Source organism: Lysinibacillus sp. Y5S-8 (genome assembly GCF_036894365.1).
GTDB lineage: Bacteria > Bacillota > Bacilli > Bacillales_A > Planococcaceae > Lysinibacillus > Lysinibacillus fusiformis_D.
Window position 1 is genome coordinate 586,614 of sequence record NZ_CP145889.1, and the last position, 19,672, is coordinate 606,285.

Genomic DNA, 19,672 nt, shown 5'->3' on the forward strand with positions numbered 1-19,672 from the left:
GTGAGCCAATTGCAAAAAATACTACTTTCCAATCATGAGGGAGAACGCAAAATGGATGTTTATAAAATTACTGGCGAAAATCGTCTACGAGGTACAATTAAAGTTAGTGGTGCAAAAAATAGTGCAGTCGCCTTAATTCCTGCATCAATTTTGGCGAACTCTCCAGTGACTATTGGGGGGATACCCGAAATTTCAGATGCTTGGACGTTAAAGGCTTTATTAGAGGAAATTGGTGGGGAAGTTTCATTTGAGGATGGCACAATGACAATTGATCCTACAGATATGATTGCATTGCCTTTACCAAATGGAAACGTGAAAAAGTTACGCGCTTCTTATTATTTAATGGGTGCTATGCTTGGACGTTTTAAGAAAGCAGTCATAGGGTTACCTGGAGGCTGCTTTTTAGGACCACGACCAATTGACCAACATATAAAAGGCTTTGAGGCATTGGGAGCTAAAATTACCAATGAACATGGAGCCATTTATTTACGTGCAGATGAATTGATTGGGGCAAAAATTTATTTAGATGTAGCAAGTGTTGGGGCAACGATTAATATTATGTTAGCAGCAGTGCTTGCAAAGGGACGGACTGTCATTGAAAATGCCGCAAAAGAGCCTGAAATCATCGATGTAGCGACACTTCTGACGAATATGGGGGCCAATATTAAAGGTGCAGGTACAAGTGTCATCCGTATTGAAGGTGTAGAAGAGCTACATGGTACTGAGCATACGATTATACCAGATCGCATTGAAGCATCTACATTTTTGATAATGGCTGCAGCAGTTGGTGATGGTATTACCATTGATAACGTTATTCCACTGCATTTAGAAGCGATTATCGCAAAGCTTCGTGAAATGGGTGTGAAAATCGAGATTGGTGAAGAAAGTATTTATGTACCAAAAACAGATCTCTCAACATTACAGGCAGTGGATGTCAAAACGCTGGTATACCCTGGATTCCCAACGGACATTCAGCAGCCACTTGCGGTGTTAATGTCACAGGCATTCGGTTCTTCTAAAGTAACAGATACTATTTATACAGCTCGATTTAAACATATTGATGAGCTTCGTCGTATGAATGCGGATGCTCGTGTAGAAGGAAATACAGCTATTATTAAAGGGCCGAGTAAATTACATGGCTCAACGGTAACAGCTACAGATCTTCGCGCGGGTGCAGCTCTAGTTTTAGCTGGTCTCTTAGCTGAAGGCGAAACAGAGGTTCAAGATATCTATCATATCGAACGTGGCTATAGCTCACTTATTGAGAAATTACGTGATTTAGGCGCTGATATTCGACGTGAAACAATCATGGCACGTGTAGCTGAGACAAAGGAATAATGAGAGCTAAAAGTTTTCAGCCAATTATGTTACAATAGAGGTAATTTGAATGTTTTGGCATAAAAAGATGCCGATAACGGGAGGCAAAGCAACAATGGAACGTAGTTTATCGATGGAAGTAGTACGAGTAACAGAAGCAGCAGCAATCGCATCCGGGAAATGGATGGGACGCGGTTTGAAAATTGAAGCAGATGATGCAGCAACAACAGCGATGCGCAAAATGTTCGATACAATTCCAATGCATGCTACAGTAGTAATTGGTGAAGGTGAAATGGATGAAGCACCAATGCTTTATATTGGTGAAGAACTTGGTCTACGAAATGGTGGTCCCAAAGTAGATATAGCAGTGGATCCTTTAGAAGGAACAAATATTGTGGCAAAAGGTACGAACGGTGCCATGACAGTACTTGCTATTGCAGATAAAGGCAATTTGTTAAATGCGCCAGACATGTACATGGAGAAAATTGCTGTAGGGCCAGAAGCGGCTGGTAAAGTGGATATAAATGCTTCTGTCACTTATAACTTATTACAAGTAGCAAAAGCTAAAAATAAAGATATTTCTGATGTAGTTGCTACTCTTTTAGATCGACCTCGCCATCAAGCAATTGTTGATGAAATTCGTGAAGCTGGCGCACGTATTAAGTTTATCCAAGATGGCGATGTTGGCGCAGCAATCAATACCGCTTTTGATGAAACGGGTATTGATATTATGTTTGGAACAGGTGGCGCTCCAGAGGGTGTTATTTCGGCAGTGGCCTTAAAATGCCTTGGTGGGGACTTCCAAGCAAAACTAGTACCAGAGGATGAAGAGCAATTAGAACGCTGCACAAAAATGGGTGTAGATGTTGAGAAAGTGCTTTATTTAGATGACCTAGTAAAAGGCGATGATGCTATTTTTGCAGCAACTGCTGTAACAGATTGCGAGCTTTTAAAGGGTGTTCAATATAAAGGTGCTTATGCCCTAACACACTCAGTAGTTATGCGAGCTAAATCCGGTACGGTTCGCTTTGTAGAAGGCCGTCACGCTCTTGAGAAAAAACCTAGATATTAATGATATTTTCTTCTAAAATATACCTAGTACATCTATTGTGCTAGGTACCTTCTTCTTAAATTAACCATCCCATATTTTAAGGCAATGTTTAGTTGTATGGTAGAAAGTGTATCAGTAGTTATTATTAAACTCAGGCTACCATATAAGCATTAACAGAGCCTATCGAAAACTTCAATGATAACCCCAATAATTGTATTATATTTTGAAAAAGACTGGAGTTGTGCATATGTCTACATTGACAATCGCTCAATTAGAAAACATGACGTTAAAAGAGCTTTACGCCCTCGCACGCCAATATAAAATTTCATATTATAGCAAGCTAACGAAAAAAGAATTAATATTTGCTATTTTGAAAACGCGTTCAGAGCAAGAGGGCTATTTCTTTATGGAAGGCGTATTAGAAATTGTTTCGCAAGAGGGCTTTGGCTTTCTACGACCAATAAACTATTCACCAAGTAAAGAAGATATTTATATTTCTGCATCTCAAATACGTCGCTTTGACCTACGTAATGGGGACAAGGTGTCTGGGAAGGTGCGACCACCGAAGGAAAATGAACGCTATTACGGTCTTTTACAAGTAGATGCTGTCAATGGCGAAGATCCTGAAGTAGCAAAGGAACGTGTGCATTTCCCTGCATTAACACCTTTATATCCTGATCGACAAATTAAGCTTGAAACAACACAGCGCAATGTATCAACACGTATAATGGATTTAGTGGCTCCTGTAGGTTTTGGTCAGCGTGGTTTAATCGTTGCACCACCAAAGGCAGGGAAAACATCTTTATTAAAAGAAATTGCAAACGCTATTACAACCAATCATCCAGAAGCTGAATTAATTGTCTTGCTGATTGATGAACGTCCTGAGGAAGTGACAGATATTGAACGTTCTGTAAATGCAGATGTTGTCAGCTCAACATTTGATGAAGTACCAGAGAATCACGTGAAAGTGGCAGAAATTGTATTAGAACGTGCACGCCGTTTAGTTGAACATAAGCGTGATGTTATCATTTTAATGGACTCTATCACGCGTTTAGCACGTGCTTTTAACTTAGTCATTCCGCCAAGTGGACGTACACTTTCAGGTGGTATTGATCCTGCTGCTTTCCATAGACCAAAACGTTTCTTTGGTTCAGCTCGTAATATTGAAGAAGGCGGTAGCTTAACAATTTTAGCAACAGCTTTAGTCGATACAGGCTCTCGTATGGATGAAGTCATCTATGAAGAATTTAAAGGTACAGGTAACTTAGAGCTTCATCTAGACCGTCAGTTGGCGGAGCGCCGTATTTTCCCTGCGCTTGATATACGCCGCTCAGGTACACGTAAAGAAGAGCTTCTTCTTGAGCCAGAACAGCTTGAAAAACTATGGGCGATCCGTAAAACATTTTCAGATGCGCCTGATTTTGCAGAGCGCTTCCTGAAAAAGCTGCGCACAACAAAATCAAATGAAGAATTTTTTGAAAAATTGAACGAAGATATGAAAAAAGCCACAAAAGGTAAGGGGCTACTTTAACTTAAAATTTAGTTAGCTCTTCATATTGCTGATTATAATCTTCAGAAAAGAATCACCATTAACTAAAATTAGTTGATGGTGATTTTTTGTGATATAAAAAGGAAAATATTGTATTATTATATAATCATTTTCCTAATACTATTTTACTGATAAAGGGAGCTAGAAACTAAATGTATCAAAATAGAAACTATGAAATTTAAATTAAAAAACTACAATTTACCATAAATGTATTGTATAATTTTGTTATTATACATAGGGAATGGTGATTTTTAATGAGATTTTGCATAAGTTGTGGTGAAAAAAATAGTGAAGAAGTATTGTATTGTACAAATTGTGGTAATAGTCTTAGCGATGTACAAAATAAAACATCTATGAAAATTGAACCAAAACTAAGTGCTCAAAAGAAGCATCGTAAAAATATGACTAAAAAACAGAAATGGATATTTTCTATCTCAAGTGTCCTACTATTAGTTCTTGCTATTACACATTTCGTTTTAAGTAGCATTTATGAGCCAACTAAGCAGATTAGTGCGATGAATGATGCGTATAATAATCAAGATAAAGATGCTTTCTTTCAAGAGTTTGAAGTTAAAGAGGGCACTGTAGCAGATGCTCAAAATTTTTATGCGATTGTTAAAGAGTACGGTTGGACAAATTTGAGAAATCAACTTACATATGAAGTAGAACGTATTATGAATAATGAAAATCCAGATATTATATACAATGGGGGTGAATTTATTTCTGTAAATAGTAAACCTATTTTATTTGGGTTGTATGACAGGGTTGAATTCATCATTATCCCGACTGAAGTGTTTATTTATGCACCTTTTAAAAATATGACTTTAAAGTTTGGGGATAAGGAAATTGTCAGTAAGAGTGATGAGGAAAATGTAGGATTTGGTCACTATATTCCAGGAGAGTATGCTTGGTCTTATAGTTATGAAGGTGGTTATATACCTTTAGCAGACGAAGGAAAACTAATGCTTGAAGCACAAGCCGACAATATTGCACAAATTGATGTAGACTGGGGTTTCCAAACAGTATCTGTAGACTCCGATTTAGAGGATGCGATTTTATATGTAAATGGAAAATCGACTGAAAAAAAAGTAAGTGAATTAAGAGAGCTTTATCCTGCGAAACTAAATAGTAAAATAGAAGTTTATGCACAAAGTCAAGATAAAGATGGTAAAACGGTAAAGTCAGATGTATTGCCACTAGATAGTGATACTATTTATTTACCATTTGAACATATTCGAACGGAACAAAAATTAGCAGAACATGAAGATATCATAAGGGATATTTATAAAAATTTCCGCTCAGACTATTCCTCTGCTATTCGATACACAAATTTTGATTACATAGGTGATTATTTCAGAGAAGGAAGTAAAATAAAAAAAGATTACGCGAAATTTGTAACGGATCATGATAATATTCCTGGCTATAACTATGAATTTTTATTAAATGAAATAATATCATTTAATACATTATCAGATAAACAATTTGAGTTACAGTCATATGAAACTTTTAATTATTCTTCAGATAAAGAAGGTTCTATTAACTATGAACGTAAAAAGAAATATATTTTCTCATTTGAAAATGGAAAATACTTTATTGATGAAATTGTGGATTTAGATACGAAAAAGACAAAATTATAGTGAGGTATGTGTAAATGAAAAATTGTTTAACATGTGGACATTCGCAGGAGGATGGAAAATTCTGTGGGAAATGCGGGACCCCACTAGAAAGCGCTGCTGCTCTTGAACAAGCAGCAACAATAAATAATATGACGGATTATCAAAATCAGCCGCAGTCACAAGCCGGACAGGCTGCTCAGGAAACTTCGCACAGTAGTGATCAAATTGAATTATTAAAAAAACAATCTAAATTATACTTTAATCATTTTCTAGAACAATTAAAAAAACCATCTGCAGGTTTTAATGTAGAAATAGCTTGGAAAAATAATCTTACTAGTATGATTATCTATGTTTTAATTACGGCTTTATCCGTATTTTTATTAATAAAAAGTTTCACTTCACGGACGTTTGGGCTTTTCGAAAGTTATGGACCTTCTATAATTCAAGTGATTCTATATGTGTCATTATTTCTAATTTTACTAATGGCGATAAACGTATTAGCCATATTCTTAACTTCAAAATTATTTTCTGAAAACCTCAGTTTTACAAATGTGATTAGTAAAATAGGAAGTTACTACGCTCTTCCTATTGCAGTTACGATTTTAAGTATTTTATTTGGCTTGTTGAAATCTTATACATATTCCATGATTATGTTATATATTGGATTTGTGTTAGCTATCGGGATCATACCTATTTTTGTTATGGTTAAATTATTGAGTAATACATCTAAAATTATTGATAATTTCTATAGTTTTATTTTTTATCTAGTTGTAACAGCTATCTTAACTTCAATTATCTTCTCTTTTATTATTGACTCAACAATAGGGGACTATTTAAGTTTTTTAATATAAGAAATTAATAGCTTCAAAGAAAATTATTGAAGAGAAGACAGTTCACAAATAACTTATCCATATGGCACTAACACATGGACAAGTTATTTTATCAAAAAGAAGCAACCTTCTAGTATTGTTGTCTTGTTCTGCAACGAAGGACCCTCATTCATATTAGATGTTAAAATTTGGCGTCTGGATGATCCTTTGAATAAAAAGAGGCTTTAAAAACAATTGTTTGTTTAATACCTGCCAAGTTTGCGCTTGGCAGGTATTTTTGTATATGTTTTATTTTATAAATGTATATTGAAATTGATAATCATTATCAATATAATGAGGCTATAAAGTATGTTTATTGAAGGAGACGAAGATGAATTATGACGCTTATATGCTTCTTTGGCAAAATGCATTTATCCAGTTGAAGCAAATTGATTACATAAATAAATCAGATGTTCAAGTGTCAAAGGTTTTAACATATAGCACATTTCTTATTATCACAGCGGGAGACGCACAGATCGTCATTGATGAACAACCTTATCATATGCAACGCTTCAGTATTTTTCATATAGGGAAATCTCAAAGACTTCAGATAACAGCGCAACAGAATGTTAGCTATTTCCTCATTAGTTATAAAGGGGATATCATGTACAAAGATGCTTTTCTGCAACATTTACAGATATATTATCAACCTTTCCAAACGCATTTCTCTTGTGTACCCGCCAATCCTATAGCCATTCATACCATTCTCCAGGATATGTACAGTAAATGGCAGTCTGGTTCTATTCAGGAGCATTTATCTGTTAAGGCTTCTTTCTATGAGCTTATCTATCGTGTGTTTCAAGAATTAGCTGATGGACAGGGCAAACCACATGAAATCGATAAGGCTGAAGTGGCACGACTATATATTAGGCAGAACATTCATCAACCATTATCTATCCAGACATTAGCAGATATGCTTCAGATTAGCACACGTCATTTACTTCGCATTTTTAAAGCTCGTTATGAAGTAGGTCCACAAATTTATTTACAGCAGCTGCGGATAGAGCAGGCTAAGCAGCATTTATTAGCCAATCAATACGGTATAAAAGAAATAGCTATTTCGCTTGGATTTGAAGATGAATATTATTTTAGTCGAGCTTTTAAAAAAGCTACAAATTTGGCACCTAGTAGCTTTAGGCTGAAATATACATCTCAAATGTCCGAAATTGCCATTACAAGTGAGAATCATTTTCAATACAATAAGAATCAGCTCGCGCAAGCTAAACGATTCGAGAATGGAGAAAATGAAATCATGATGGAAAAAATGATTCAGCATATAAAACTACCTTTTTTACTAAGTTTAATAGTTTTACTTGCAGCATGTAATGAAGACACGAGCCAATCCAAGGCAAACGAAGAAACTGGACCAGATACTGCAGATACAAGAACAGTAACAGATGACAGTGGACGGGAAGTAGAAATTCCAGTGAGAGCTGAAAGAATCGTAACAGATTGGTATCTTGGTCAGATTTTAGCGTTAGATGTTGTACCAGTTGGAGGTGTGACGGCTAACCTCGATTATGCTGCTTTTTTAAAGCAACACTATAAAGACGGGGCTATTACAAATATCGGTACAGATGGAAAGGTGTCGTTAGAAAAGGTTTTAGAGTTAAAACCAGACTTGATTATTACATGGAATGCAGAAGATGTAGCCAAGTATGAAAAAATTGCACCGACAATTGTTTTTGCCGAAGATGCTCATCCATCAGCAATGGAGGAGATTGAGGCGATGGGTAATTATTTAGGAAGACAAGAAGAGGCAGCAACCTTTACAAAGCAATTTGAAGATCGTATAGCAAAAGCGAAGAAAAAAATTAATGATGTGATTCCAGAAGGATCAACATTTACTATTTATGAAATGTTCCAAAAAAATGCAACAATTGTTGGGAATTCAAGTGTATCTGGCGGTAGAGCACTCTATCAAATTTTGGGCATGAAACCTCAAGAAAAGGTACAGGAGTTATTTGATACAAAGGATGCAAGTAGAGGACGTTATGAAATATCCTATGAGGTAGTAGGAGACTATGTAGGTGACTATAACTTCATGATAAACTTCTTTAACAAAGATGGGAAGTTACCTGAAACATGGACAAACTTAGATGCTGTTAAAAATAATCAAATATTAGAGCTGCCATCTGAATACTATTTTGCTTCTGATCCGCTTTCTGGCTTACACCAAGCTGAAGAATTAGCTGGCAAAATAGTTGATTTTACGAAGGCTCAGCAACAATAACTGTGAAAACATGTGAGCTATCTGTATGTAGAATCAGATAGTTCATTTATTAGATACGAAAATGACATTACCATAGGAGGTTGCAACATGTTGTTAAGGCGTTTTTTTTCATATTATAAGCCCTATAAAGGTTTATTCATTTTAGACTTTAGCTGTGCGATATTAGTGGCACTAATCGAGCTAGCATTTCCACTTGTTTTAAATAAAGTAATTGATGATATTCTACCAGATGGGGAATTAAAATGGATTCTTATGGCAAGTTTATTGCTGTTTGGTCTATATATTTTCAATTCCATTCTTCACTTTATCGTATCGTACTGGGGGCATATGCTAGGGATTAATATTGAAACAGATATGAGGAAGGAATCCTTTAGCCATGTGCAAAAACTATCTTTCCGATATTTTGATAACAATAAAACAGGGCATCTTGTTTCTCGATTAACGAACGATTTAATGGATATTGGTGAACTTGCTCACCATGGTCCAGAGGATATTTTTATTGCGGCAATGACGATTATTGGGACGTTTGGGGTCATGTACTATATTGATCCAACCTTTACAATTCTTATTTTCTTACTTGTACCGATCATTTTAATTTTAACGATTATTTTTGGGAAGTTAATGTCCAAAGCATTCCGTCAAATGTTCGGAGATATCGCAGATTTCAATGCGCGAGTTGAAAATAATGTAAGTGGTATTCGTGTGGTACAGGCTTTCACAAATGAAGATCATGAGATTAAACGCTTTAAAGTAAATAATGAACGATTCCGTATGACAAAGCTGTTCTCCTATAAAGTAATGGCTTGGAATGAAGCTATTTCAGGCATACTCACTAAAGTATTATCACTCTTTACTTTATTTGTAGGAGCGTATTTTGTTTTAAATGGACATATAACAAATGGAGATTTTATCGCATTTATTTTACTATCAGGTATTCTTTTAGGCCCAATTAATAAAATTAATATGTTTATAGAAAGCTATCCCAAAGGTATGGCAGGATTTAGACGCTATATCGAATTTTTAGAAACGGAACCTGAAATTGCGGATCGTCCAGAGGCAAAAATGGTTGATGAAATTAATGGCGAAATTACTTTCTCCGATGTATCGTTTGGCTATGCTGCCAATAACCGTGCCCTACATCATATTAATTTAAAAGTAAATCCTGGCGAAACCGTTGCCTTGGTAGGTCCATCTGGTGCAGGAAAATCAACAATCTGTAGTTTATTGCCACGTTTTTATGAAGTCAATGAAGGATCCATTAGTATTGATGGTATGGATATACGCGATTTTAAACTGCATTCCTTACGTTCGCATATTGGGATTGTCCAGCAGGATGTCTTTTTATTCGATGGTACCATTCGTGAAAATATTGCCTATGGTGATTTAAATGCCAGTGAAGAAGATATTTGGTATGCAGCACAACGAGCGCAACTGACGGATGTCATCAATGCTCTACCTGAAGGTATGGATACATTAATTGGTGAGCGTGGTGTGAAATTATCAGGTGGTCAAAAGCAAAGATTATCCATTGCCCGTATTTTCTTGAAAAACCCAAAAATCTTAATACTAGATGAAGCAACATCTGCATTGGATACAGAAACTGAACAAGCTATCCAACAGGCATTAAATGAACTTTCCATTGGACGTACTACATTAGTGATTGCTCACCGATTAGCAACAATTAAGGATGCAGACAGAATTGTCGTTGTGTCGAAAAAGGGCATCATTGAAGAAGGTACACACGAGCAATTAATGGAACGCCAAAATGCTTACTATGGCTTGTATACAGCTCAATTTGGTTTACAAATGTAAGAGTGGAACGCATTCTCAAAAATGAAAGGAAGTTAAAGATGTCAGTACTTGAAATAGATCATGTTGCGATTGGTTATTCATCAGCGCTCATCGTCAACGATTTAAGTGTGGAGATTCCTAAAGGGCAAATCTCCACAATCATCGGCCCAAATGGTTGTGGCAAGTCTACTTTATTAAAGGCTGTTGCCCGTGTATTACGAACACAAAATGGAGCTGTCTATTTAGATGGCAAGGCGATACATCAATTAAAAACGAAAGATGTGGCCAAAAGAATGGCTATTTTACCTCAAACAGCAACAGCACCCGGAGGATTAACGGTTTTTGAATTGGTATCATATGGTCGCTTTCCTCACCAAGTTGGGTTTGGTTCCTTGCAAAAGGAAGACTACGAATATATCCACTGGGCGATTGATGTAACGGGGCTAAGAGAATTTAGTGATCGACCAATTGAAGCATTATCAGGTGGCCAGCGTCAGAGAGTATGGATTGCTATGGCATTGGCGCAAGGCACGGATATTTTAGTACTGGATGAACCAACAACTTATTTAGATTTAGCGCACCAGCTAGATATATTATTGCTACTGCAAAAACTAAATAAGGAAGAAGGACGAACAATTATCATGGTCTTGCATGATTTAAATCATGCGTCACGATTCTCCCACTTTATAATGGCTATGCGAGACGGCGATTTAATGGTGAACGGTAGTCCAAAAGAAGTGATGACAAAGGAAAATCTACAAAAAGTATTTAATATCGATGCAGAAATGGCTGTTTGTCCATATAGTAAAAATCCAATCTGCCTATCTTATCAGTTGTACGACATGAAGGAATAAAAGTTTAATTGAAAGTTATGAGGAGGAAGTAAAATGACTACGTCGACAGGAGTAGGAGAGCTCAACGATTTAGATGAGCTACAGAAACGATCTCATCCGATCCGTGGAGTAGTGGCTTTAATCGTAGGAGTAATTGGATTAATATTTGCCATTGGCTTATCGATTTCTTTTGGAGCAGCAGATATTTCATTGGGTACTGTCTGGACAGCAGTTACCCATTTTTCACCGGAATTAACAACACATCAAATTATCCATGATATTCGCTTACCTCGAGTACTTGGAGCAGCATTAGTAGGTGCAAGCTTTGCAGTAGCGGGTGCTATTATGCAGGGGATGACACGTAACCCATTAGCAGACTCGGGGCTACTTGGTCTGAACTCTGGAGCGGCCTTTATGTTAGCATTGTGCTTTGCCTTCTTCCCTGGTCTGCCTTACATGTATTTAATTTTATGGTCCTTTGTAGGCGCAGGTCTTGGCGTAGCCATTGTTTATGGTATTGGCTCACTGTCAAAAGGTGGCTTAACACCGATGCGGCTAGTTCTAGCAGGTGCAGCTGTTAGTGCATTGCTTGGAGCGTTAGGAGAAGGGATTGCACTTTATTTTCGTATTGGACAAGACCTAGCATTTTGGTATGCTGGCGGTGTTTCAGGCACAAAATGGAGTCATCTACAAATATTATCCCCATGGATCTTTATTGCGATGATAGGAGCGCTTATCCTATCACGATCAATCACTGTGCTGAGCTTAGGTGAAGAAATTGCAGTTGGACTTGGGCAACGTACAGCAGTTGTAAAAGTATGGGGAATGATCATTGTTTTAGTTTTAGCAGGTGCAGCCGTGTCTGTAGTCGGTGCGGTTGGTTTTGTAGGGTTAATTATCCCTCATTTAACGAGATACATAGTTGGACATGATTATCGCTGGATTATCTCTTGTTCTATAGTATATGGGGCATTGCTTGTTGTGTTAGCTGATTTAGTGGCACGTATTATCAATCCACCTTATGAAACACCGATTGGCGCACTAATTGCCTTTATCGGTGTACCATTCTTCCTTTATTTAGCACGTAAAGGAGGGAAAGAACTATGAGTAACAGCTATTTAACACCGAGTCAGCTTAAGGCGAAAAGAAAAAATTTCTCCATTCTTGTTACACTTATTGTGTTAATCATTATTACCTTTGTTATTAGTATGAATACTGGTGTTATTAAACTGACGCCAATGGAAGTTCTGCGGACACTTTTTGGTCAAGGTGATGCACAACAGCAACTTATATTATTTGAGTTCAGACTTCCTAGAATTGTGATTGCTGTGTTAGTAGGTATGGGCTTAGCGGTTTCAGGCGCTGTTTTACAGGGCATTTCCAAAAATGCTTTAGCGGACCCAGGAATCTTAGGGATTAATGCTGGGGCAGGACTTGCTGTCATGCTCTATGTATCATTTTTCCCAACTACGAAAGCAGCACCTGTTTATTTACTGCCAGTACTGGCTTTTGTAGGGGCAGGTTTGACAGCTGTTCTGATTTATTCACTTTCTTATAGACGACATGAAGGTATTACACCAATGCGTTTAATTTTAACAGGGGTAGCTGTAGCAGCAGGGATTAGCTCGGCTATGATTGTGCTAACACTACGCCTATCACCAGAAAATTATCAATTTGTAGCGACATGGCTAGCAGGTAGCATTTGGGGCTCGAATTGGCGATTTGTGCTGTCGCTGTTACCATGGTTAATTATCTTATTGCCTTTTGTTTATGCAAAATCACGGGTATTAAACGTATTAAATCTAGGCGAATTAACAGCTGTAGGGCTAGGTGCCTCTATTGAAAAAGAGCGCCGTTGGTTGTTGGCTGCTGCCGTTGGTTTAGCTGGAGCTAGTGTTTCTGTAAGTGGAGGCATTGGTTTCGTGGGTCTTGTTGCACCACATTTAGCTCGACAGCTTGTTGGCGCTAAACACCAGTTTTTACTGCCAACTGCAGCTCTGTTAGGAGGATTTTTAGTGTTGATGGCTGATACAATCGGTCGTTCTATATTAGAGCCTTCAGAAATTCCGGCGGGGATTGTGGTTGCTGTTTTAGGAGCACCTTATTTCTTATATTTATTGGCGCGATTGAAAGAGTAACTATAGTTTGTGGATGTTGTGTGAATAGTATGATCATCGTCGGAAAGAATAGACAGGTAGTAGCTTAACACAACCTCAAAACTGTATGATCAGATCGAGACAGAAGGGGATGGAGAACGGAAATGTCAGAAGAACTATATGATGTAACGATTGTTGGTGGTGGTCCAGCTGGGCTTTATACTGCCTTTTATAGTGGAATGCGAGATTTAAAAACGAAAATTATTGAATACAGCTCACAGCTTGGCGGTCGTATGTTAATTTATCCTGAAAAAATGATTTGGGATGTCGGCGGAGTAACACCTATTTTAGGGGGACAGCTGATTAAACAACTTGTTGAGCAAGCTAAAACATTCGATCCTACAATTGTTTTAAATCAAAAGGTGGAAAAATTAGAAAAGCAACAGGATGGAACATTTATGTTGACATCCTCTACAGGTGAGAAGCATTTTTCGAAAACAGTTATTTTAGCAGTGGGGTATGGTGTTCTTTCTATGCAAAAGCTTGAAATAGAAGGAGCAGACCGATTTGAAGTAACAAATTTACATTATACAGTACAGGAACTAGAGATTTTCCGACACAAACATGTGTTAATTTCAGGCGGTGGTAATTCTGCAGTTGATTGGGCAAATGAGCTAGAGCCAATTGCTGCAAGTGTTACAGTCGTTCATCGCCGAGATGATTTTGGCGGCCATGAAAAAAATGTCTTGCGCATGAAAGAATCCTCAGTTCGTGTAAAAACGCCATATGAGGTTGTTCAATTGCATGGTGACGGTGATTTAATTCAGTATGTGTCCATAGTCAATAAAGAGACAGGTGAAAGTGAACGAGTAGAGGTAGATGCTGTCATTGTAAACCATGGCTTGAAATGTGATTATGGTGCACTTGAAGAATGGGGATTAAATATCCAAGATGAAGTAGCGATTGTCAATGAGAAGCGTGAAACGAACATTGAAGGTGTCTATGGAGCGGGTGATTTTATTGATCATCCTAGTAAAGTAAGATTAATAGCAGGTGCATTTGCGGATGGAATACTAGCATTAAATAGTGCCAAGCTATATTTGGAGCCAGATGCACCGAAAGTAGCCTATGTGTCATCACATAATATTCGCTTCAAAGAACGAAACGAGCAAATTGGGTTAGTAGACAATGATTATCGCGAAGTTCGTGGATAAGAAAGATGGAAGGTTCGTTTTTAATATTTTTTACTTGAAAATAATAAAATGACTATGCTATACTTCAAAAGTATGCAACGTGTACATATGTAGCTGACCCTTTCGACGCAAATTTTGTAGTCGACATATTCGGGCTATGTAAGGTACAGTTCGATAATACTCTGTTCCAGATGGTTCAGGGCGAGAGGAGAAAACGAATATGAAACAAGGAATTCATCCAGACTACAAAGAAGCAACAGTAACTTGCTCTTGTGGGAACACTTTCAAAACTGGTTCAGTAAAAGAAAACATCGTTGTCGAGTTCTGCAACGAATGTCACCCATTCTATACTGGCCGTCAAAAATTCGCGTCTACTGATGGTCGCGTGGATCGTTTCAACAAAAAATACGGTCTTAAAAACTAATGTTAGTTTAATACCTGCCAAGCATGCGCTTGGCAGGTATTTTTTTCAGTAAATAATACACGTTTGATGCAAGACCTTTCAAAATCCACATTGACATAAAGAAAGGGAGAAGACAGAATGGCACAGCTATATTTTAAACATGGTGCAATGAATAGTGGAAAATCAATAGAAATTCTAAAAGTTGCCCATAATTATGAAGAACAACAAAAGCCTGTGATGATGTTTACTTCAGGTTTAGATACACGTGATGAGGTTGGCTTTGTTTCCAGTCGAGTGGGTTTACGCCAACAAGCCATCCCTGTTTATGAGGATACAAATATTTTTGAACTAGTGGAATCCAATACTGTCAAGCCATACTGTGTGCTTGTGGATGAAGTTCAATTTTTAAAAAAAGCACATGTTTTACAACTTGCTAACATTGTGGATAAATTGGACATCCCCGTGATGGGCTTTGGCTTAAAAAATGATTTTCAAAATGAGCTATTTGAAGGTAGCCAATACATGCTTACATATGCAGATAAAATTGAGGAAATGAAAACAATTTGCTGGTTCTGTCATAAAAAAGCAACAATGAATTTACGAGTAGATGAAAGTGGAAAGCCAGTCTACACAGGTGATCAAATTCAAATTGGTGGTAATGACTCGTATTATCCGGTTTGTCGAAAATGTCACGCGCAGCCACCACTTTAAAGCCAATAGACAGGTGGATACGCTAAGAAAAAGTAGCATACATGCGAAATTTTTCTTATACTAAGTAGTGGAAATAAACATTGTAATTACTGAATGAAAGCTTCTTTGTCAAAAAGGGGCATACCTTAAAAAACTAAATAGAGGTGAAATCCATGTTTGATCGATTACAAGCAGTGGAGGATCGTTATGAAAGGCTAACAGAGCTTTTGAGCGATCCAGATATTGTGAATGATAGTAAGAAATTACGTGAATATTCTAAGGAACAATCAGATATCCAAGAAACAGTGGATACTTATCGTGAATATAAAAGTGTTAAAGAGCAGATAGTAGATACTCGTGAAATGTTAGATAGTGAAAAAGATCCTGATATGCATGAGATGGTAAAGGAAGAATTTAACCTATTGAAAGCACAGCAGGAAGAGCTAGAAGAACGTCTACGCATTTTATTAATTCCTAAAGATCCTAATGATAATAAAAACGTTATCATGGAAATTCGTGGAGCAGCTGGTGGTGACGAGGCCAATATTTTTGCGGGTGATTTATTCCGTATGTACTCTCGCTATGCGGAAACACAAGGCTGGAAAATTGATATTATGGAAGCTACACCAAACCCAATGGGCGGCTATAAAGAAGTAATCTTTATGATTAACGGACAAGGAGCCTATTCAAAATTCAAATTCGAAAATGGTGCACACCGCGTACAACGTGTCCCTGCTACCGAATCTCAAGGTCGTATTCATACATCGACGGCAACAGTTGCGTGTTTACCTGAAGTGGAGGAAGTAGATGTTGAAATCCATGAAAAGGATATTCGTGTAGATACATTTGCCTCTTCAGGTGCTGGTGGTCAATCTGTAAATACAACGATGTCTGCAGTTCGTATGACCCATTTACCAACAGGTGTTGTGGTTTCGATGCAGGATGAACGCTCACAAATTAAAAACCGTGAAAAAGCCATGAAAATTCTACGTGCTCGTGTTGCTGATATGTATATGCAAGAAGCACAAAAAGAGATTGATGCTACACGTAAATCTGCTGTAGGCTCAGGCGATCGCTCCGAGCGAATTCGCACATACAATTATCCACAAAACCGTGTAACAGATCACCGTATCGGTTTAACGATTCAAAAGCTAGATCAAATCGTCGAAGGAAGACTAGGCGAGATTATCGATGCCCTTATTTTAGAAGAACAAGCATCAAAGTTAGAGCGATTAAATGATGACTTATAAAAATGTGATGGAGGCCCTAGAGTGGGCTTCTTCTTTTTTAGTGGGTAATGGTCGTGAGCAAACAGCAGCACGTATCGTCATGCAACATGTACTTGGTACAAGTTATGCAAAAGTTATGTTGCACTTACAGGATGAATTAACAGCAGCACAGCAAATGCAGTTTAAAGCGCTCATAGAAGAACATGTCAATGGACGCCCAGTACAGTATTGTGTTGGAAGTGAGGAATTTTATGGTCGCTCCTTCCTAGTCGATGAATCTGTCTTAATTCCTCGGCCAGAAACAGAGGAGCTAGTACTTGGTACAATCAATCGCCTGCCTAAACTATTTCCACAACAAACCCTGAAGTTGGCTGATATCGGTACAGGCAGTGGAGCTATTGCTATTTCGATGAAACTGGAATGTCCAACGCTAACTGTTATAGCCACTGATTTATCACAGGATGCACTAGCAACGGCGCAAAAAAATGCTCAACGATTAGAGGCTGATATTGATTTTAGGTTGGGCGATTTGACAGCGCCACTTGCAGGAGAAAAATTGGATGTTGTCTTATCAAACCCACCGTATATTGCCTTTGATGAGGCACAGGAAATGTCGAATGTTGTACTAGAGCATGAGCCACATAATGCACTATTTGCTGAGGAAGATGGTCTGATTTTGTATAGAAAATTAGCTGAGCAACTACCAGCCTACATGAATAAACCAGCATTGATTGGGTTAGAAATCGGTTATACACAAGGTGAGCAAGTAGCCAAATTCTTTCAAGATAGTTTTCCACATGCGACAGTTTCAATAGAAAAAGATATTAACGGTAAGCCTCGAATGATTTTTTGTGAGATTCATGTATAAAGTTTCTTAATCTTGCCAACAATGTTGAGCAAGGAGGGATTTATATGTTAAATGAATACAAGATTATTAGATTACCTAAACAAAATATCTTTCTAGCTTTTGCTAGACTAGTATTAATCGCGATTGCTTTACAATTATGTATTTTATATATTCCATCATTAGTAGGCTTTGCCAAGGAAGCTACCAATGATGAGCAAGAAAACGATTTTCGTATACGTGTTATTGCGAACAGTAATACGACACAAGATCAGCTAGAGAAAGAGCAGCTTGTCCAAGAATTAAAGCCATACTTTATGCAAGTAGCCACTGCTGGCAATGTAGGGAGTGAGCAAATTCTTTCGCTAAAACAACAAATTGAAACAGAATTGAGCGAAAATTATCCACAGATGGATACACAAATTGTCATTGGGGATAACTTATTTCCACCAAAAAGACAAGGTGCTGTACTCTATCCACAAAATGTGTATCACTCGATTGTTGTGAAGATTGGTGATGCACGTGGGGATAACTGGTGGTGCAGTATCTTTCCATCTATTTGTGAGCCTGAAAAAGAAGAAGTAAAAGAAGAAGTAAAAGAAGAAAAAGAGCAAGTAACATTCTTTATATGGGAATGGATTAAAGGACTTTTTGAATGAATTGTGCACAAATTCAGATAACTTATACACATTTTTTCGTAAGTTATAAACATTATGTGGATAATTCAGTAAAAACCAATAATTGAAGGTAGGTTTTAATGATGGAAACCGTTTGCAAGGTTGTGGACAGTAATGTGAATAGTCAGATTAATTATACACAAGCTGTGGATATCTTAAATGCGGGAGAGGTAGTAGCATTTCCGACAGAAACGGTTTATGGCTTAGGAGCAGTGGCCACAAATGATTTGGCAGTGAAAAAGATATTTGAAGCGAAAGGCCGACCTTCAGATAATCCTTTAATTGTCCATGTGGGGACAAAAGAGGAAGTAGCCATTTATATCGATCAAATTTCTGAAGTAGCCAAACAGTGCATGGATTTCTTTTGGCCCGGCCCCTTAACGCTTGTAATGCCAGCAAAGCCAAATGTTTTAGCACAAAGTGTCACAGCTGGGTTATCAACAGTGGGCATTCGAATGCCGAATCATCCAGTAGCACTTGGATTGTTACAGCAGCTTCAAAAACCGCTTGCTGCACCAAGTGCCAATCGTAGCGGTAAACCAAGCCCTACAGAGGCAGTCCATGTATTAGATGATTTGGGAGGATACATACCTTATATTTTGGATGGAGGTTCTACAGGCATTGGGCTCGAATCTACTGTGTTAGATGTGACACATGAACCTCCAGTAATTTTACGTCCAGGTGGCATTACAAAGGAAATGCTTGAGGCGAAGATAGGTCCCGTTATTCAACCAACCAATATAGAGCAGAAGCTAGAAACAACGCCTAAAGCACCAGGCATGAAATATACACATTATGCTCCAAATGCTCCTGTGTATTTAATAGATTGCCATTATGAGAAAGTCAGCGAGGCTGTTCAGCGAATGCAGCGAGAAGGACATATAGTAGCATTGCTTGCACCAGTGAATTTTGCAGATATCAAAGCTGATTTTTACTTCTCGATTGGTGAAGCTGGAAGTAAACAAGAAATGGGTGCGAACTTATACAATGCACTTAGAGCATGTGATAAAACCGCCGCTACCATTATTTTAGCAACAACAACCTCAACAGAAGGTGTAGGAGCAGCTATCATGAATAGACTTGAAAAGGCCTCTGGAGGTAAATGGTATTCATTATAAATGAATATGGTTCAGGTACATTAGCGACAAAAGACATTGATATAAATCATGTCTTTTGTCCTTTTTGTTTATCATTACAAAATATAAAAGAAAAACTATTGTGGACAATTATGATAATAATGTATTTTCGAGCATAAAATGATAAAATATTAGGGAGAGAAGG

17 protein-coding genes are annotated in these 19,672 nt (G+C 37.6%); all 17 read left to right on the plus strand.

Annotation, left to right across the window (positions count from 1 at the left end; all coding sequences use genetic code 11):
• Positions 1-51 precede the first annotated feature (51 nt).
• The 17 genes from V6670_RS02765 (at position 52) to V6670_RS02845 (ending at position 19,509) form a co-directional block, all read left to right on the plus strand.
• Positions 52-1,338, plus strand: coding sequence for a UDP-N-acetylglucosamine 1-carboxyvinyltransferase (locus V6670_RS02765; RefSeq protein WP_036121421.1), 1,287 nt, complete (start codon positions 52-54; stop codon positions 1,336-1,338).
• A gap of 94 nt (positions 1,339-1,432) precedes the next feature.
• Positions 1,433-2,389, plus strand: coding sequence for a class II fructose-bisphosphatase (gene glpX / locus V6670_RS02770; RefSeq protein WP_036121428.1), 957 nt, complete (start codon positions 1,433-1,435; stop codon positions 2,387-2,389).
• 226 nt (positions 2,390-2,615) lie between these two features.
• Entirely contained in the window at positions 2,616-3,899 is a 1,284-nt protein-coding gene (rho, locus tag V6670_RS02775; protein WP_141903853.1) for a transcription termination factor Rho, read from the plus strand.
• Between the two features lie 371 nt (positions 3,900-4,270).
• Positions 4,271-5,554 (plus strand): hypothetical protein, encoded by a 1,284-nt coding sequence (locus V6670_RS02780; protein ID WP_141903852.1) that lies wholly within the window; start codon positions 4,271-4,273, stop codon positions 5,552-5,554.
• Between the two features lie 14 nt (positions 5,555-5,568).
• Entirely contained in the window at positions 5,569-6,384 is an 816-nt protein-coding gene (locus V6670_RS02785) for a hypothetical protein (RefSeq protein WP_338652478.1), read from the plus strand.
• Positions 6,385-6,733: 349 nt separating this feature from the next.
• Entirely contained in the window at positions 6,734-8,635 is a 1,902-nt protein-coding gene (locus tag V6670_RS02790; RefSeq protein ID WP_338652479.1) for an AraC family transcriptional regulator, read from the plus strand.
• Positions 8,636-8,722: 87 nt separating this feature from the next.
• Positions 8,723-10,447 (plus strand): ABC transporter ATP-binding protein, encoded by a 1,725-nt coding sequence (locus tag V6670_RS02795; RefSeq protein WP_036123690.1) that lies wholly within the window; start codon positions 8,723-8,725, stop codon positions 10,445-10,447.
• A gap of 38 nt (positions 10,448-10,485) precedes the next feature.
• Positions 10,486-11,280: an ABC transporter ATP-binding protein gene (locus tag V6670_RS02800; RefSeq protein WP_036123689.1), complete on the plus strand. Its 795-nt coding sequence runs from the start codon at positions 10,486-10,488 to the stop codon at positions 11,278-11,280.
• A 33-nt stretch (positions 11,281-11,313) separates the two neighbouring features.
• Positions 11,314-12,366, plus strand: coding sequence for an iron ABC transporter permease (locus V6670_RS02805; protein WP_141903849.1), 1,053 nt, complete (start codon positions 11,314-11,316; stop codon positions 12,364-12,366).
• The gene (locus V6670_RS02810) at positions 12,363-13,397 is read left to right on the plus strand and encodes an iron ABC transporter permease (protein ID WP_141903848.1); all 1,035 of its coding nucleotides are present in this window, start codon (positions 12,363-12,365) and stop codon (positions 13,395-13,397) included. Before V6670_RS02805 ends, V6670_RS02810 begins: the two co-directional genes overlap by 4 nt.
• Positions 13,398-13,519: 122 nt before the next feature.
• On the plus strand, positions 13,520-14,569 hold the full coding sequence (locus tag V6670_RS02815) for an NAD(P)/FAD-dependent oxidoreductase (protein WP_058843794.1): 1,050 nt from the start codon (positions 13,520-13,522) through the stop codon (positions 14,567-14,569).
• A gap of 199 nt (positions 14,570-14,768) precedes the next feature.
• Positions 14,769-14,972 (plus strand): 50S ribosomal protein L31, encoded by a 204-nt coding sequence (gene rpmE, locus V6670_RS02820; protein ID WP_025114780.1) that lies wholly within the window; start codon positions 14,769-14,771, stop codon positions 14,970-14,972.
• A gap of 117 nt (positions 14,973-15,089) precedes the next feature.
• On the plus strand, positions 15,090-15,662 hold the full coding sequence (locus V6670_RS02825; protein WP_036123677.1) for a thymidine kinase: 573 nt from the start codon (positions 15,090-15,092) through the stop codon (positions 15,660-15,662).
• Between the two features lie 152 nt (positions 15,663-15,814).
• Positions 15,815-16,891, plus strand: coding sequence for a peptide chain release factor 1 (gene prfA / locus V6670_RS02830; RefSeq protein ID WP_036123674.1), 1,077 nt, complete (start codon positions 15,815-15,817; stop codon positions 16,889-16,891).
• A complete protein-coding gene (gene prmC / locus V6670_RS02835; RefSeq protein ID WP_338652489.1) occupies positions 16,878-17,738 on the plus strand; it encodes a peptide chain release factor N(5)-glutamine methyltransferase in 861 nt (286 codons plus the stop codon). Before prfA ends, prmC begins: the two co-directional genes overlap by 14 nt.
• 44 nt (positions 17,739-17,782) lie before the next feature.
• Positions 17,783-18,373, plus strand: coding sequence for a stage II sporulation protein R (locus V6670_RS02840; RefSeq protein WP_036123670.1), 591 nt, complete (start codon positions 17,783-17,785; stop codon positions 18,371-18,373).
• 101 nt (positions 18,374-18,474) lie between these two features.
• Entirely contained in the window at positions 18,475-19,509 is a 1,035-nt protein-coding gene (locus V6670_RS02845) for an L-threonylcarbamoyladenylate synthase (RefSeq protein WP_338654451.1), read from the plus strand.
• Positions 19,510-19,672 lie beyond the last annotated feature (163 nt).